This is a genomic window from Bradyrhizobium sp. Ash2021 (genome assembly GCF_031202265.1).
GTDB lineage: Bacteria > Pseudomonadota > Alphaproteobacteria > Rhizobiales > Xanthobacteraceae > Bradyrhizobium.
Map to the genome: position 1 here is coordinate 4478436 of NZ_CP100604.1, position 14710 is coordinate 4493145.

General features: G+C 62.6%; 14 protein-coding genes. 6 read left to right on the forward strand and 8 right to left on the reverse strand.

What is annotated here, in order from left to right:
• Positions 1 to 323: 323 nt before the first annotated feature.
• The gene (locus NL528_RS21235; RefSeq protein WP_309176838.1) at positions 324 to 1556 is read right to left on the reverse strand and encodes an IS701 family transposase; all 1233 of its coding nucleotides are present in this window, start codon (positions 1554 to 1556) and stop codon (positions 324 to 326) included.
• A gap of 76 nt (positions 1557 to 1632) precedes the next feature.
• Between NL528_RS21235 and NL528_RS21240 the strand changes: the two genes are divergently transcribed.
• The gene (locus NL528_RS21240) at positions 1633 to 2307 is read left to right on the forward strand and encodes an AraC family transcriptional regulator (protein WP_309184608.1); all 675 of its coding nucleotides are present in this window, start codon (positions 1633 to 1635) and stop codon (positions 2305 to 2307) included.
• A 60-nt stretch (positions 2308 to 2367) separates the two neighbouring features.
• On the opposite strand, the gene NL528_RS21245 is transcribed toward NL528_RS21240, so the two are convergent.
• Positions 2368 to 3660, reverse strand: a complete 1293-nt coding sequence (locus NL528_RS21245; protein ID WP_309184609.1) for an ATP-binding protein — start codon at positions 3658 to 3660, stop codon at positions 2368 to 2370.
• A 368-nt stretch (positions 3661 to 4028) separates the two neighbouring features.
• Here NL528_RS21245 and NL528_RS21250 point away from each other — a divergent pair, with 368 nt between their 5' ends.
• Both NL528_RS21250 and NL528_RS21255 read left to right on the forward strand, forming a co-directional pair.
• On the forward strand, positions 4029 to 4220 hold the full coding sequence (locus NL528_RS21250; protein WP_309184610.1) for a hypothetical protein: 192 nt from the start codon (positions 4029 to 4031) through the stop codon (positions 4218 to 4220).
• A gap of 393 nt (positions 4221 to 4613) precedes the next feature.
• Positions 4614 to 5669, forward strand: coding sequence for a cytochrome D1 domain-containing protein (locus NL528_RS21255; protein WP_309184611.1), 1056 nt, complete (start codon positions 4614 to 4616; stop codon positions 5667 to 5669).
• Here NL528_RS21255 and NL528_RS21260 read toward each other — a convergent pair.
• Positions 5635 to 6081 (reverse strand): hypothetical protein, encoded by a 447-nt coding sequence (locus tag NL528_RS21260; protein WP_309184612.1) that lies wholly within the window; start codon positions 6079 to 6081, stop codon positions 5635 to 5637. The genes NL528_RS21255 and NL528_RS21260 overlap by 35 nt on opposite strands.
• 671 nt (positions 6082 to 6752) lie before the next feature.
• Here NL528_RS21260 and recJ point away from each other — a divergent pair.
• Together recJ and NL528_RS21270 are read left to right on the forward strand one after the other, a co-directional pair.
• A complete protein-coding gene (gene recJ, locus NL528_RS21265) occupies positions 6753 to 8594 on the forward strand; it encodes a single-stranded-DNA-specific exonuclease RecJ (protein WP_309184613.1) in 1842 nt (613 codons plus the stop codon).
• Positions 8595 to 8634: 40 nt separating this feature from the next.
• A complete protein-coding gene (locus NL528_RS21270; RefSeq protein WP_309184614.1) occupies positions 8635 to 9441 on the forward strand; it encodes a glucose 1-dehydrogenase in 807 nt (268 codons plus the stop codon).
• Positions 9442 to 9542: 101 nt separating this feature from the next.
• On the opposite strand, the gene NL528_RS21275 is transcribed toward NL528_RS21270, so the two are convergent.
• Positions 9543 to 10775 carry a lytic murein transglycosylase gene (locus NL528_RS21275; protein WP_309184615.1) on the reverse strand — a complete coding sequence of 411 codons (1233 nt, stop codon included), beginning with the start codon at positions 10773 to 10775 and terminating at the stop codon, positions 9543 to 9545.
• Positions 10776 to 10829: 54 nt separating this feature from the next.
• Positions 10830 to 11441, reverse strand: coding sequence for a MarR family transcriptional regulator (locus NL528_RS21280; protein ID WP_309184616.1), 612 nt, complete (start codon positions 11439 to 11441; stop codon positions 10830 to 10832).
• A gap of 50 nt (positions 11442 to 11491) precedes the next feature.
• Between NL528_RS21280 and NL528_RS21285 the strand changes: the two genes are divergently transcribed.
• On the forward strand, positions 11492 to 11971 hold the full coding sequence (locus NL528_RS21285) for a carboxymuconolactone decarboxylase family protein (protein WP_309184617.1): 480 nt from the start codon (positions 11492 to 11494) through the stop codon (positions 11969 to 11971).
• Between the two features lie 18 nt (positions 11972 to 11989).
• Here NL528_RS21285 and NL528_RS21290 read toward each other — a convergent pair whose 3' ends face one another.
• The 3 genes from NL528_RS21290 to NL528_RS21300 all read right to left on the reverse strand — a co-directional run bounded on the left by NL528_RS21290 (position 11990) and on the right by NL528_RS21300 (position 14680).
• On the reverse strand, positions 11990 to 13579 hold the full coding sequence (locus tag NL528_RS21290) for a M23 family metallopeptidase (RefSeq protein ID WP_309184618.1): 1590 nt from the start codon (positions 13577 to 13579) through the stop codon (positions 11990 to 11992).
• Positions 13580 to 13613: 34 nt separating this feature from the next.
• On the reverse strand, positions 13614 to 14180 hold the full coding sequence (efp, locus tag NL528_RS21295; protein ID WP_074278685.1) for an elongation factor P: 567 nt from the start codon (positions 14178 to 14180) through the stop codon (positions 13614 to 13616).
• Between the two features lie 164 nt (positions 14181 to 14344).
• Complete coding sequence (locus NL528_RS21300; protein ID WP_309184619.1) at positions 14345 to 14680, reverse strand: hypothetical protein; 336 nt, start codon at positions 14678 to 14680, stop codon at positions 14345 to 14347.
• Positions 14681 to 14710: the final 30 nt, after the last annotated feature.

Below are 14710 nucleotides of genomic sequence, written 5' to 3' on the forward strand. Positions count from 1 at the left end.
AAGCTGGGGCGCTACCGGACGTATTTTACAAAGGCGAAATACCTCTCCGGGACATCTGCGAGAATCTGATTGGACCGACGAGCCTCATAATTGAAGCCACTTGCTATACCCGGACATAGTCTTATTCCCAGTTCCACTACCTCCAGTAGAAATACAGAGCATAGCCTAACATTACAGTTGCCGTTTTGCTTTGAAGTGGGCTCGCTGAGCGACCGCCTGATGAGCTCTACGCCAGAGTGACCATGCGATGATGTGTGCGGGTTGTATCCGCTTTCGCGCGAGCCTGACGGCAATGCGTCGGACTTCCTGGATCGACCATCGGATCAACGACGGCGTGGCTGTGGTTTGACCCTTGCCGTGGTTCGGCGTTTGGTTTTTTTTGGCGCCGGCGGATTGGCGCGATGGCGGATCACCGCCATCATGGCGAAGGCGAGCATCGCCATGGAAACGTGGCGATGCCAGCCGTGCCAGGATCTGCTCTCGTTGTGGTCGAGCCCGAACTCGTTCTTGGCGGTCTCGAAACTGTCCTCGATTGCCCACCGATGGCCTTCGACCCCCACCAGTGTTTCGATCGATGTTGCCGCTGGGCACCAGGTGGTGAAGAAGGCGAGATCGCCATCGGCGATACGACGACGGATCAGCAGACCGCGTGTCCAAAGGCCCGGATTTTCGTCGTTTGGTTCTCCGGCCAGGTCGGCCAATTCGAGATAGCACCAATCATGCAGCCGCGGTCCTTTGGTTCCGGCCCCTGCTGACAGGCGTTTCCAGTCGGACGCACGCCGCGTCAGGGCGATGTCGGCAGCCGTGCCGGCGACCGATCGACGCTTGCCCCAGGATCGAAATACATGCGCGCTGCTGACCCCCAGGACATAGCCTTTGCCTGCGCGACGCAGTTGCTGTTCAATGTCACCGACACCGTAGACCGTATCGCCTGCAACCCACTTGAACGGGACAGGCGCGGCTATGGCGCGTGCGATCATTCTCGTCGCAAGCTTTGGTTTGGTCGCAAAGCCGGTATCGGGGGGCACGTATGCGGCTTTCAGTCGATCTGGATCGTCGGTCCATTCCTTCGGAAGATACAGCGCGCGGTCGATGAAAGCATGACCGTGGCACGAAACGTAGGCCGCGAAGACGCCGATCTGGCAGTTCGTGATCTTGCCCGCCGAACCAGTGTACTGACGCGCCACGCCGCACGACGCTTTGCCCTGTTTGAGAAAGCCGGTCTCATCGATCACGAGGACCGCGTCATCGTCCGCCAAATGCTCGATGACATAATCGCGGACGATATCGCGCAAGGCATCCGCATCCCAATCCCTGCGACCCAGGATCGCCTGTTGCCGCCATGGACCAGGATCGCCTGCGGCCTCAGCGCGCATCCAACCAGTCTTGCGTTGCTCATCTCCAAGCAGACCTTCCAGAAACAAGCCAGCATTCTTCGCAACACGCTCTTGCCCGAACAATGGACGTATCCGCTTCTTGATCTCCCGAAGCGACGCCGCCCACAACGCAAGCGTCTCTTCAATCGACGCTGTCCGCGTCCACGATGTTCGAATCATGGTTGCCCATGGATTCAGAAAACCTCACAAAAGGCAACTGTATTGCTAAGGTTGAGTAAACGGCGCGACTGCAATTGTGGCACGAGCGCCGAGCAGTCGATCGGCTGAAGTATTTCTCCTCAACAAGCCCTATCACTCGCTGTATTTTTATCTGCCGCGTGCGGCGCTGGACGCCATCGCTGACGAGGCCAACGCGCCGCGAATTCGCGATCTGAGCTACAAGCCCGGCGTGGGCGTCAACGACGTCACGATTTCCACCCTCGGGAGCTTGCTGCTGCCCGCCCTCAGGCATCCCGACCAAGCTAACCCGTTGTTTGTCGACCACGTCATGCAGGCGGTCGTGGTGCATATCGCTCAGACCTATGGAGGCATGCGGCCAGTGTCGCGGCCGGTCCGGGGTGGGCTCGCGCCATGGCAGGAGCGACGCGCGAAGGAGATGATCGACGCCAACCTAGGCGGTGTGCTGGTCGAGGAGCTGGCGCGGGAATGCCGGTTCTCAAGGAACCATTTTTCGCGCGCGTTTAGCCGTTCCGTAGGAATGGCACCGCACCAATGGCTCATGCAGCGCCGCATCGAGGTGGCAAAGGAAATGCTGCGCGACGGGCGGTTGCCGGTGTCTGATGTGGCCGCGGCTTGCGGGTTCAGCAACCAGAGTCATCTCACGCACTTTTTCACACGGATGGTTGGCGTAGGTCCGGGCGCGTGGCGCCGAGCTCGCCAGAGTCAGCTTTGCCCCCAAGAACCGACATGATCGACCGAACCTGTCAGGTCCGTTAAGTGCCAATAAGCGACATCGATCACGGATGGCGGCTCAGTCAGCGGGGATCGTAAACTGAAAGAGAGCGCCCTGCGGTTCGCACGGGATCGCCCACAGCCGTCCGCCGTGCGCTTCGATGATCGAGCGGCAGATAGATAGGCCAATGCCCATGCCCTCGGGCTTGGTCGTGTAGAATGGCTCGAACAGACGCGAGAGGCTTTCCGGGCTCAGCCCCGGGCCGGTGTCCCGCACCCCGACGCGCACGCCACCTTCGGACGGAACCGCATCGATGCTGATCTGTAATTCGCGGTTGCCGTCCTCATCGCCACTCATCGACTGGATGGCATTGACGATCAAGTTCAGCATCACTTGTTGCAGTTGGACCCGATCGCCTTGGACACGCGGCAAGCCCTCCGCAAATTGCGTTCGCACCGACACGCTATTGTTTGCGGCCTCCGTACGGGTGAGAGCAATAACCTCGAGGATGGCATCGTCGATCGCTACGGCGTCCTTTCGTGCGGGCACCTTCTTAAAGAGCGCACGAACTCGCTCGACGACCTCGCCTGCGCGATTCCCCTCCTTGACAATCAGAGAGAGCGCATCATCCACCTCGCGAAAATTCGGTGGATTTGCGCTTAGGAAACGCCGAGCGGCTAACGCGTATGTGACTGCCGCTGTGATTGGCTGGTTCACTTCATGAGCAATCGAGGCCGTCAACTGGCCCATCGTCGCGACGCGGTTGGCGCGCGCCAGCGCCATCTGCGCCTCGCGATATTGCCGCTCGAGGCGGGTGCTCTCCAGGGCAATGGTAGCTTGCGCAGCGAAGTCCCTGAATAGGGAAATCTGTTTGTCAGTGAACGGCTGCACCTGTTTGCGGCCCAGACTAATTATCCCGACTATCTCATTGTCTTTGAGCAACGGCACAAACAGGCCCGTTCGAAGACCTGCGTTCACCACCGTGATACAAAAATCATCCCGAAGATCGCCTTCAACTGCTGTGAAGTCGGGGATGTGGGTGGGTAACCTGCTTGCGGCTAATCGATCCGGAAGGCTCCCCTTTTCTGCGAGAACCGGGATTAATGACCACACCTGACTAACCAAAAAGGGGTCCCCTCGCACCGCCACGAGACGAAGGCCGCCCTCTTCGGAGAGACGTAAGGCGCCTGAGTCTGCGCGACAGAGACGTGTGGCGCTGTCAAGGATGGCGTCGAAGATGGGCTGCAAGTCGTGCGGCGAGTTCGCAATGGCGCGCAGCACTTCCGAGATGGCCGTCTGTTGCTCGATGAGTTCGGTCACCCGATCTTGCGGCTCAGAAGCGGTGCTTTCTCGGTGGACATTCTCGTTCATGCAGAGCAGGTTCCTCGGCTTGGACGGTGAGGGCAGTATAACGGCTCCAGCCGCAGTTCGCGATAGCTCTCACGGCCGTCCAAAACGAAGATGCGGCCAAACATCCAACGTCTGCTCGGGGGTCAAACTCGGAAAAGCTCAATGCGAGCATATGTTTTCCGCTTTACCCCCCCGAAAGCGGACATGGTGGTTGCGCCTGCGCCGCTCACGCCGCTCCAGGCATTCGAAAATCTCGTCGTCGATGCAATGGATCGTGGAGGCAGGGTACCTATCGGTGATCCAGGTCACAGTCGCGGCGAGAGCGTTGCGCCATAGCGGTGGTGCATCAGCGACGGACGGTCCGCGCTAGCCTGAATTGGGAGGATACAATGACCAGCAATACACAGAGCCAGGACAATCGCATTTTGACAGACGCAGAACTCAACGCCATCACCGGCGGCAAGGGGGGTACTATAGAGACAGACAAGCCGGGAATAGCCACCAGCATGGTGTTCGGAAATCAGAAGCTGACGGTGTTCGCGTCCGCGGATGTCCATGGCTTGGTTTGGTCACCGAGATAATCGCTCGCCGATCCGTTACCAGGTCGTGACCTGCGTCACCTCAGCATCTCCGCGCGGCAACGCTCGTTGGCGGCTGACTTCCGCTAAGGGGCAAAAGCGGAAGGGTCGGCCTGTCGGCTTTATGTCTGCCAAAGCGGACATCGTTGAAGACCGCTGCCATTCCGTTTGGTGCCAGCTTCGGAATTCGCTGCTCTCTCTTGATCACGCCGTGCAGAGAATCACCGAAACTCAGCCGACGCTCATCTCGACCTGTTCCTGCCGGACATTCGTTTCGGGCCGGCCTCTACCTTGCAGTTTGGCCAATTGCTACGTACCCTGAGACACCATCAGAGCAACGGGAGCCCGACGCCCATGAACGGCTATCGCGTCTTACGCCATGCGTGGATCTTGTTGATGGTTGTACCCATTCCGGCCTGGGCCAGCATGGCCCGCATCTACGTCACCAACAGCGCCGGGGACAGTATTCACGTCATTGATCCCGCCACCAACAAGGTGGTCCAGCAGATCAAGGGTATTGAGGGCGCGCACGGGATTGCATTCTCTCCCGACGGTTCCAGGGTCTATGTCAGCGATGAAGTCGATTCGACGCTGGATGTTTTCGACCGCAAATCCGGCAAGTTGATCAAGAAAGTGGAGTTGAGCGCCCACCCCAACAATATCGCGGTGGCCAAAGACGGCCGCATCGTGGTCGGCATCGCCCGCGATCCCGGCGCGCTCGATATCATCGATCCGGCAACCCTGACGCGGACCAAAAGCGTGCCGGTTAACGGCAGGCTGCATAACGTCTATGTAACGTCTGACAGCAAATACGCCGTCACCGGTTCGATCCGAACCGGGATCGTAACGGTCATCGATCTCGCCACCGAGCAACCGGCGTGGGAGATCAAGCTCGACAAGGGCATTCGCCCGATGGCGATCGAAGCGGGCCCGGATGGCTCGACCAAACGTATCTTCGTGCAATTGTCTGACCTTAACGGATTTGCGGTGGTGGATTTTGCCGCGCGCAAGGAAGTGGCACGGATCCAGCTACCTGCAGCCAAGGCCGAGTTCGAGACCGATGGGGACCGCGCCACGGCGCCTTCACACGGCATCGGCGTCGCACCCGACGGCAAGAGCCTGTGGGTGACCAGCATCCCCAATAACGCGGTGTATGTTTATTCGCTTGCCGACCTCACGCTATCAGGCGAAGTAGCACTTCCGTCCCTCAAGCTAAGGGGGCATGGATCGATTTCGGCGGTTGCGAACTGGGTCACCTTCACGCCCGACAGCAAGACGGTCTACATTTCCAACGCGGGTCTGCGCTCGGTCTCGGCGATCGATACCGCATCCATGAAGCTGATCGCCGTGGTTCCGGTCGGCGAGGTGCCCAAGCGCATCAATACGCTTGTTATCCCCGACCGTCCGGGCGCCGCCGCTATTTCTTCTGGGAAGCGAGCGTCGCTCCATTGACCCACGCGGCAAGCGTGCGCCAGGCCGGATCGCGTTTCGACGGGAACTGGCGCCCGCCAGAGTGAAACACATCGCCGCCGGCTTCGGGGCCAAGGGGATGAAGCAGCAACCGGCTTGTATCGGGATCGCCCGGGTTGACGAGCTTTGCGACCATCTCGAAATTGCGGCGCGATTGTTCCTCGGTCCAGGCAGGCTCCCCCTTTGAAAGCCGCTCGAGACGGAATGCGTTGTTGCTCTCGGCATGACAGACGTAGCAGCGGGCATGTTCAGGGCGTTTGGTCAGAAAGACCGGCTCGACGCGGCTCTTGAAAAATTCGTAGTCAAGTTTCGGCACGGTTTGCGCGGCGGTGATGGCGCTGGAAACGGCCAGCGCCGCCAGAACCGCCACGGCTGTCAAAGCACGACCCGACATTCAACTTCCCATCAGCGCAGGAGTTCGAGTTCGGATCGTACTTCAAATGCGACGGCGGACAAGTCGCTCCAGCCATTTTACGCCCTGCAAGTTTGCCCGACGGGCAAATCAAGATTTCCTGTCAAGCCCTATTTAAGAAAATAATCCGCTTGTCGCGTCGGGCAAATCAGTGGTGTTTCTCCGCGCGTCTCACCCGACAAGAGGGGCGGCTCGCGATCGTCACGAAACGTGCGGTGGGATGCGGTGGACGTAGATGCTGCGACTGACGAGCGCGGCGGATGCGGACGGCGAAGTCGTGTGGTCCTGACGCCCCGATGCTGGCGTCAAGTTTTTGAGAAGCAAACGCTTCGCAGGGATGACGGTGGCAAGAAAGCCCGTTCACCGGGGAGAGCGCGAAGTAAACCGTAAAACCATTGCGCAGGGAAGGCCGGATGTTCTCCGCTGAACCTGTATGCTCGTGTGCGTGTTCTTGTGCACAGTGCACGCGAGACCGCGGGTGCAGCGCGCACCCGGCTTTCCCTGCGCCCTCTGTGTTTCGAGGGCAACGCTCATGGAAAACCTCGGGCGCATCGCGCCGCGAGCCACTAATTCGTGTCTGCTTTGCTTTTGACATTGAATCCGGAAGTGCGCAGAGATGGCAGGGCACGTTGGCCCCACAGACTGAAAGCATCATGACGCCTCCCGTAACCGCCTTGCCCGTCGAATTACCGCCGGCATTTCTTGGCGTCGCAAAATCGGCGACGGGAAAATTGTGGCGCGACCGGCTCGATGCCCGCGGCGCGGCAAAGGCGCTCGCGATCGTGCAGCGCTATCAACTGCCGGAAATGCTGGCGCGGGTGATCGCGGGGCGCGACGTCGAGCTCGACGCGGTCGAGGATTTCCTCGATCCGACCATCCGCAAGTTGATGCCCGACCCGCATACCGTGACGCAGATGGAAACCGCCGCAAAGCGGATTGCCGATGCGGCGACGCGCGGCGAGAAGGTCGCGATCTTCGGCGATTACGATGTCGACGGCGCGACCTCGGCGGCGCTGCTGGCCTGGCATCTGCGCCATTGCGGGCTCGATCCGCTGATCCACATCCCCGACCGCATTTTCGAAGGCTACGGGCCCAATGTCGAGGCGGTGCGCGCGCTCGCGGGCAAGGGCGCGACGCTGCTGGTCACCGTCGATTGCGGCACCACCAGCCTCGAGCCGTTTGCCGAAGCGCGACGGCTCGGCATGTCCATCGTCGTCATCGATCACCATCAGACCGCGGATGAATTGCCCGAGGTCGATGCGCTGGTGAATCCGAACCGGGCCGATGATCTCTCCGGTCTCGGCTATCTCGCCGCCGTCGGCCTCGTGCTGATCACGCTGGTGGCGGTGAACCGTGAATTGCGCCAGCGCGGGTTCTGGACCGGCCAGCGGCCGGAGCCGGATCTGCTGGGCATGCTGCATCACGTCGCGCTCGGCACCGTGGCCGATGTTGCGTCGTTGACCGGCCTCAACCGCGCCTTCGTCGCCAAGGGCCTGATCGCGATGCGACGCCGCGACCATGTCGGCCACACCGCGCTGATGGACGTCTCAAGGCTGAACGGCCCGCCCGAAGCCTGGCATCTCGGCTTCATGCTGGGCCCGCGTATCAACGCCGGCGGCCGGATCGGGCGCGCCGATCTCGGGGTGCGGTTGCTGTTGGAAGGCGATGTCTCCGAGGCTGCGCGGATCGCCGCCGAGCTCGATCGCCTCAACGGCGAACGCCGGCTCATCGAGCAGGCGGCCGAAGCGCAGGCCGAAGCCGAGGCGCTGGCCTCGCTCGGGCTGGAGGACAAGGGAGCGGTGATCGTGACCGCAGCCGAAGGCTGGCATCCCGGCGTGGTTGGCCTCGTCGCCTCGCGGCTGAAGGAAAAATTCGCACGGCCCGCCTTTGCCATCGCCCTGGAGCCCGGCGGCATCGGCACCGGCTCGGGCCGCTCGATCTCCGGCGTCGATCTCGGCAAGGCGGTGCGGCAGGCGGTCAAGGAAAAATTGCTGATGAAGGGCGGCGGCCACGCCATGGCCGCCGGTGTAACGCTGCGCAAGGAAAAGCTGGCGGAGTTTCGCGCCTTCATGGAAAGCGCGCTGGCCGCCGATGTCGCCAACTCCCGTCACGAGAACGAGTTGTTCATCGACGGCGCCGTCAGCGCGCGCGCGGTGACGCCGGAATTCGCGGCGACGCTGAACCGCGCCGGCCCGTTCGGCGCCGGCAATCCCGAGCCCATCATCGCGCTGCCGTCGCATCAACTGGTCTATGCCGACGAAGTGGGGCAGGCGCATCTGCGCCTGCGGTTCAAATCCGGCGACGGCACCATCGTCAACGGCATCGCGTTCCGTTCGGTTGGACAGAAGCTCGGCAACGCGCTGACGCAAAATCGCGGCCAGCCCCTGCATGTGGCGGGATCGCTCGCGGTGGATCGCTGGCAGGGCTCGGAACGCGTACAATTGCGCGTGGTCGATGTCGCCGTGCCGGATCAGGGACCGGCGATCATCAGATAAATCAATTCCAACGAAGCCGACAATAACAAAGGGAACGGAAATGACGGGTCAGGTTCAAGGCAAGGTCGCGCTGGTCACGGGCGGCGCATCCGGCATTGGCGAAGCGGTGTCCGAATTGTTGGCGCGCGAAGGCGCTTCGGTTGCCGTAACAGACGTCGACGACCTCAAGGGACCCGGCGTCGTCGCGAACATCAAAAAAGCCGGCGGCGAGGCGATCTTCATCCATCAGGATGTGACCAGCGAAGCACGCTGGATCGAAGTCGTGGCCGAGGTCGAGAAGCGTTACGGCCGGCTGGACATCCTGGTTTCGAATGCGGGCATCGGAATCTCGGTGCCGTCGATCACGGATATGACGCTGGAAGACTGGCGGCGGCAGAACGCGATCAATCTCGACGGCGTCTTTCTCTCGGTGAAGCATTGCCTGCCGGTGATGCGCAAGACCGGCGGCGGCTCGATCGTTATGATGTCGTCGCTGGCGGGCCTGCGCGGCGCGCCCGGCCTGTCCGCCTACAGCGCGACCAAGGGCGGCGTGCGGCTGTTCGCCAAGTCGATCGCGATGGAGTGTGCCGCGGTGGGCGACGGCATCCGGGTCAACTCGGTGCATCCCGGCATCATCGACACCCCGATCTGGGGCAAGATTCCAACGGAAGCCGCGGGGCGCGGACAGAACGCGCCGATCGATCCGGAGGAGCGCGCCAAGATCGCGACGCCGCTGGCGCGCGCCGGCCATGCCTCGGAGATTGCGCAGGGCGTGCTGTATCTGGCGTCCGATGCGTCGAGCTATGTGACGGGAACTGAACTGGTGATCGACGGCGGCATGAATGCTGGCGGCGTTCCGCGCAGGTGAGGGGTCTTGTTCGTCATTGCGAGGAGCGCAGCGACGAAGCAATCCGTTCTTCCTTTCCGCGGAGGGATGGATTGCTTCGCTTCGCTCGCAATGACGCTGACCTAACTGCCCTGCCGCAACCGCGCCAACACCTTCAGCCCGCCATAGCCGTCCGCCGGCAACAGCCCCATTTTCGTCTGATAGTCCTTCACGGCCTTCATGGTGTCGTTGCCGACGCGGCCGTCATTGCCACCGGTGTCGAAGCCGGCCTTGGTCAGGCGGGTCTGCATTTCCTGCACTTCGGCCAGCGTCAGCGCGCGCTCGGAACCGGGAAATGGTTGAATGAACGGCGGCGCGCCGAGAATGCGGTCGCCGAGATGGCAGATCGCCAGCGCATAGTTCATCGACGGGTTGTAGCTGCGCACCGCGTAGAAATTCGGTCCGAGCAGGAACGCAGGTCCGCCGGCGACCGGCACCCACATCTGGGCCGAGGCGTTTTGTTGCGGGAACGGCTGGCCGTCGGCTCTGACAACGCCGGCGCTTGCCCACGCCGCATAGGTGCGGCTGCCGCTCGCGGCGCCGGACGCGCGGACCTCGTAGCCCCAATGTTCGCCGCGGTGATATTTGCCGCGGTTGACCAGGAAGCGCGCGCTGGAGCCCAGCGCATCGTCGGGCTTGCCGAACGGCGACACCTTGCCGTCGTGATCGTAGTCCATGCCGACATTGAGCCAGACTTCCGGCATCCATTGGGTGTGCCCCATCGCGCCGGCCCAGGATCCCCGCATTTCCTCCGGCGTGCCCCAGCCACGGTCGACGATCTTCAAGGCGTTGATCAGCTCGGTTTCCCAATAGGCTTTTCGGCGCGGCTCGTTCCAGGCCAGTGCCGCGAGCGAGGGAAACACCGGCGTCATGTGGTTCTGCTGCACCAGCGGATCGCCATAGGCGGATTCGACACCCCACAGCGCCAGCAGCGTGCCGCGCTCGACGCCGAAATCCTGCTCGATCCGGGCGAACAGCGCCTCGTTCTTCTTCAGCGCCTCGCGGCCGTTGATGATGCGCCAGTCCGAGACGCGGCGATTGATGTACTGCCAGATCTGCTCGTTGAATTCCGGCTGTTTCTGCATCTGCTTGAACACGGACATGTCGGGCTCGATGTGGCCCATCACGCGGGTCCAGGTCGTCTCCGAAATGCCCTTGGCCAAGGCACGGGCGCGAAAGCCGTCGCGCCATTGGTTGAAGCCCGGGGGCGCCGTGGCGAACGCCGCGAGCGGATGCGCAAGCAACGCGCCGCCCGCGAGGCCAGCTTTGAGCAGGCCGCGGCGGGTAGGGGAGCGCAGAGAATCAGGCTGTTTCATCGGGTCAGTGTAGCGGCGGAGCAGGCGTGCACCAAAAGCCAGGGCGCCGCGGAACTAGCCTTCCTGCTGCAAATCTGTGGCGATTTTGGACAGCCAGCGCCGGACGATGATCTGCGTCTTGGCGCCAAGCCCGGCAGTCAGCCGCCGCTCCAGCGCCTTGGCGTGACGCCGGCATTTTTCGAGCAGGCGCTCGCCGCGCCGCGTCATGGTCCATTGCAGCACCCGGCCGTGGACCGGGTGCGGGGTCTTCCTGATGGCGCCGTCGCGTTCCAGGTTGCGGATGATGACGCCGACGGTCTGCGGGGTCAGCAGCGCCACCCGCGCGAGATCGGCGCCGGACAGCCCAGGATAGGCCTTGAGCATCGTGAGTACGATGAATTGCGGCGGCGTCACGCCGAGCTTGGCGAGCGCCCGTTCCAACCTGAGCCGCGTCGCGGCCTGGGCCTGCCGCAGCAAATAGGCGAGGTAGCCCCTTTCGCCGCGCTTGCCTTCGCCGGGCGGCGGCGGATGGCCGAAGGCGACCGGAGGATGATTGGCGGATTTTTTCCGGCGCCGGGCAGGTTTTTTCGCCGCCGCGATTTTTCGGGATTTTTTCGATTTTCTGGACGGCGCTTTTCGCGCCGCGCCCGATTTTGCCTTCGCCAAAATTCCGATCTTGCGCGACATATAAGGGCTCTTATAATAAATCAGAACACTGATAACACGAGGCGATGAAAATGTCACATGCGCGGAAGGAATACGAAGACTTCGGGACGCTGGCGCCCGACGCCTACGAAATCGTGCTGGCGCTCGGCAAGGCGGCCGCCAAGGCCGGCCTCGACAAGCAACTGCTCGAGCTCATCAAGTTGCGCGCCTCTCAGATTAACGGCTGCGCCTTCTGCGTGCAGTTTCACATCCTGCAGAGCGAGAGCCTCGGCATTCCCACCGACAAGCTCAACCTCGTCGTGGTCTGGCGCGAGGCGCCGCAGTTCTCGCCACGCGAACGTGCAGCGCTCGCCTGGACCGAAGCGCTGACCTTGTTGCCCGGCGGCGTCAGCGACGAAGTCTACGCGCAGGCGAGCGCGGAATTCTCCGAGAAGGAGCTGACCTATCTCACCTCGGCGATCGCTTCGATCAATGTCTGGAACAGGTTCGGCGCCGCCTATCGCTGGACCCCGCCGGCGCGAGCAAAAGCCGTCGGCGCGGCGGCGTCGTAGTGTGGGATGTCGATGGAATCAGTTCTCGCTGCCTTCCCGTGCGTCGGGACGGATGACATCCTCGGGCAACGCATGCGCCACCGCGGCGGACGCCTGCGGTTCGGGCCCGATCTCGCGACCACGGCCGCGGATCAGGCGTTCATAGGCCGAGACCAGGGTGGTGTAGGGGTTGACCCAGAGCCAGCCGTCGCGCGTGAACACCTGGACGTCGAAGTGGAGATGACGCGACGTGCCGTTGGGATGGTCGAGGTAGTTCGAGACCACGCCGATCTTTTCGCCCTCGGCGACGCGGCGTCCGTTGAGAAGGCCGTCCGCGTCCATGCTGGACGGGTTCATGTGCATGTAGCGGAAGCGGATGTGCTCGTTGCGGGTGTTGATCTGCAGCGTCGCCGCCTGCTGCTTCGTCGAGCGGATCACTATGCCATCGCGGACGGCAACGACCGCTTGTTGTTTGGGATCGCAGCTTTGAGGGCCTTCGCCGTTGGCCGGGCAGGCGCCGGGACGGATATCCTGGCCCTGATGGCCGAAACCGCCGGCGCATTGTCCGACTTCGAAACTGCGGGCCTCGCAAAAATTGTCGCGCCACGGATATCCCGTAGCCTGTTCGTCGGATTTGCGATTGCCGGCGGATTGCGAATGGGCGAAGGCCGGGGCCTTTTCCAGCGGAAGCCGGATCTGCGAATAGGCGGTGAGGTCGGCGTGGCCGCCCAGTTTGTGAGCGCCGCTGTTGGCGATGATGTCGCCGCTCGGGCGATAGCTGAAATCGGCCGACGCCGCGGCCGGCCGTTCGGCGATATCGGACGAGATGTCGGTGCGCGGCCGCGACGGCTGGCCGCCGGCGATGCGCAATGCTTTCAGGAAACGCTCCGCGACCGGATAGGCCTCGCGGCACGCCAGCCGCCGCGTCCGCGGCGCCGAGTCCAGACACTGGATCGACACCACATAGGGCACGCCAAAGCGAGTGAAGGCATAGCGCACGTAGCCTTCGCGGATGAAGCGGCGCATGTCGGGAAATTGCGCCGCCAGCGCCTTGACCGGCTCGCCCTTGCCACCGAGGGGATCGGCGAGATCGTAGGTCAGGATCGACCCGGTGATCTGCACCTCGACCGGTCTGTCAAAGGTCCGCTGCGGCATGCCGTCGCCGGCGCCGGGCTCGAGCGAAAACATCGCGTCGTAACCGGCGGAACCGGCGTGGAACAGGTCGGCGGGCCGGAAGTCGGCCTGGTAGCGCGACACCGAGAGGCTGTCCGGTGCGCCGCTCGCGCGCGCCTCGAGATAGGCTGCGGTATCGAACGGCAGCAGCACCGGCACCGGACTGCGCCCGATGCCGGGGAAGATCGGCGAGGTCACCGCGTTCAGTTGCACCAGCGCCGGCATCGAGCGGGGATGCCAGGCCGGCACCCGTCGCTGGCCGGCGAAGGTGAAGTTTGCGGCGATCGCCGGCTGGGAGCTGATCTCGGAGCGAAGCTGATCGAGGACCGCGCGCCATTCGACGCGCACGGCCGAGATCGAAGGCGTCCTGAACTCGTCGGCCGATGCGGCAGCGGCGCCGGCGGGCAGCAAACAGGAAGCTGCCAGCCAACGGGTCAGCAAGCGGACGGCTTTCATGTTCAATGCGTCGCCCCCCGGCGGCACAGCTGGCTTAATCCTTGGCGCGCTCGACGTAGGAGCCGTCTTCGGTCATGACCACGATTCTGGTTCCCGCTCCGACGTGCGGCGGCACAGCGGTGCGCACGCCGTTGGAGAGGATAGCAGGTTTGTAGGATGACGATGCGGTCTGGCCCTTGGTCACCGGCTCGGTATCCACGACTTCGAGCGTCGCGCGCTGCGGCATCGTGATGGCGACCGGAATCATGTCGTGCAGCGAGAGCTTCACCGACATGTTCTCCTGCAAATAGGGGGCCGCGGAGCCGACGATGTCCTTGGGCACCTGGACCTGGTCGAAGTTCTCGGCGTTCATGAAATGAAAGCCGTCGGCGTCTTCGTACAGATAGTTGAAGTTGTGGTCCTCGATCGTCGCCTTCTCGACCTGGTCGGTGGTCTTGTAGCGTCCCGAAATCTTCACGCCGTCGCCGATTCGGCGCATTTCGATCTGGCTGACCGGGGTTCCCTTGCCGGGGTGGATGTTCTCGGCGGTCAGAACCACATAAAGCTTGCCGTCTTGCTCGATGACGTTGCCCTTGCGAATAGAACTGGCGATGACTTTCAAAGCTGTTTTCCTGAATTTCTGGCCTCCGACCAATCCGGACATGGGTGTCCTGGGGCCAATGAGGCGGTTTCGGGCTGCAACATACTGATTTGCCCTGCAGATACCAGCCTTTTGCGGCCCGTTTTGGCAGGTTGCTGACGGGCGGGATCAAGAGCCTGTCGCGGCTATTTCCGGTCCGCGCGAGGGGTTTTGACGGCCTTGGCGTTGTGTTCGGCAAACGCCGGCGGGACCGAGAATGCCCCTGTTTTGAGGTTATAGACGCAGCGCCAGGCCTCGATCTTGTCGTCGAAGGCCCAGAACTGATGCAGGAAACCTTCGTCTCCCATATCTTTGGAATACTGCTCCATCCGCAGCTGATGATCGGGTGAAACCAGCGTGTCATCCGCGCGCAATTTGAATTCGGCCCCAGGCTCGTCCGCGCTGGCCGGCGCCGCGGCGGAAAAGCCGGACACCGCAAGATAAACCTGTGCTTCGTAACCAGGCGCCAGACATGTCCGCATCTCGCTCCAGATCCTGTGCGTCGGACGACC

Coding starts and splice junctions, on each gene's coding strand:
- NL528_RS21300 (WP_309184619.1), bottom strand. CDS start 14,680: ATGCGGACATGTCTGGCGCCTGGTTACGAAGCACAGGTTTATCTTGCG.
- NL528_RS21260 (WP_309184612.1), bottom strand. CDS start 6,081: ATGTCGGGTCGTGCTTTGACAGCCGTGGCGGTTCTGGCGGCGCTGGCC.
- NL528_RS21245 (WP_309184609.1), bottom strand. CDS start 3,660: ATGAACGAGAATGTCCACCGAGAAAGCACCGCTTCTGAGCCGCAAGAT.
- NL528_RS21280 (WP_309184616.1), bottom strand. CDS start 11,441: ATGTCGCGCAAGATCGGAATTTTGGCGAAGGCAAAATCGGGCGCGGCG.
- NL528_RS21270 (WP_309184614.1), top strand. CDS start 8,635: ATGACGGGTCAGGTTCAAGGCAAGGTCGCGCTGGTCACGGGCGGCGCA.
- NL528_RS21285 (WP_309184617.1), top strand. CDS start 11,492: ATGTCACATGCGCGGAAGGAATACGAAGACTTCGGGACGCTGGCGCCC.
- NL528_RS21235 (WP_309176838.1), bottom strand. CDS start 1,556: ATGATTCGAACATCGTGGACGCGGACAGCGTCGATTGAAGAGACGCTT.
- NL528_RS21290 (WP_309184618.1), bottom strand. CDS start 13,579: ATGAAAGCCGTCCGCTTGCTGACCCGTTGGCTGGCAGCTTCCTGTTTG.
- recJ (WP_309184613.1), top strand. CDS start 6,753: ATGACGCCTCCCGTAACCGCCTTGCCCGTCGAATTACCGCCGGCATTT.
- NL528_RS21255 (WP_309184611.1), top strand. CDS start 4,614: ATGGTTGTACCCATTCCGGCCTGGGCCAGCATGGCCCGCATCTACGTC.
- NL528_RS21250 (WP_309184610.1), top strand. CDS start 4,029: ATGACCAGCAATACACAGAGCCAGGACAATCGCATTTTGACAGACGCA.
- NL528_RS21275 (WP_309184615.1), bottom strand. CDS start 10,775: ATGAAACAGCCTGATTCTCTGCGCTCCCCTACCCGCCGCGGCCTGCTC.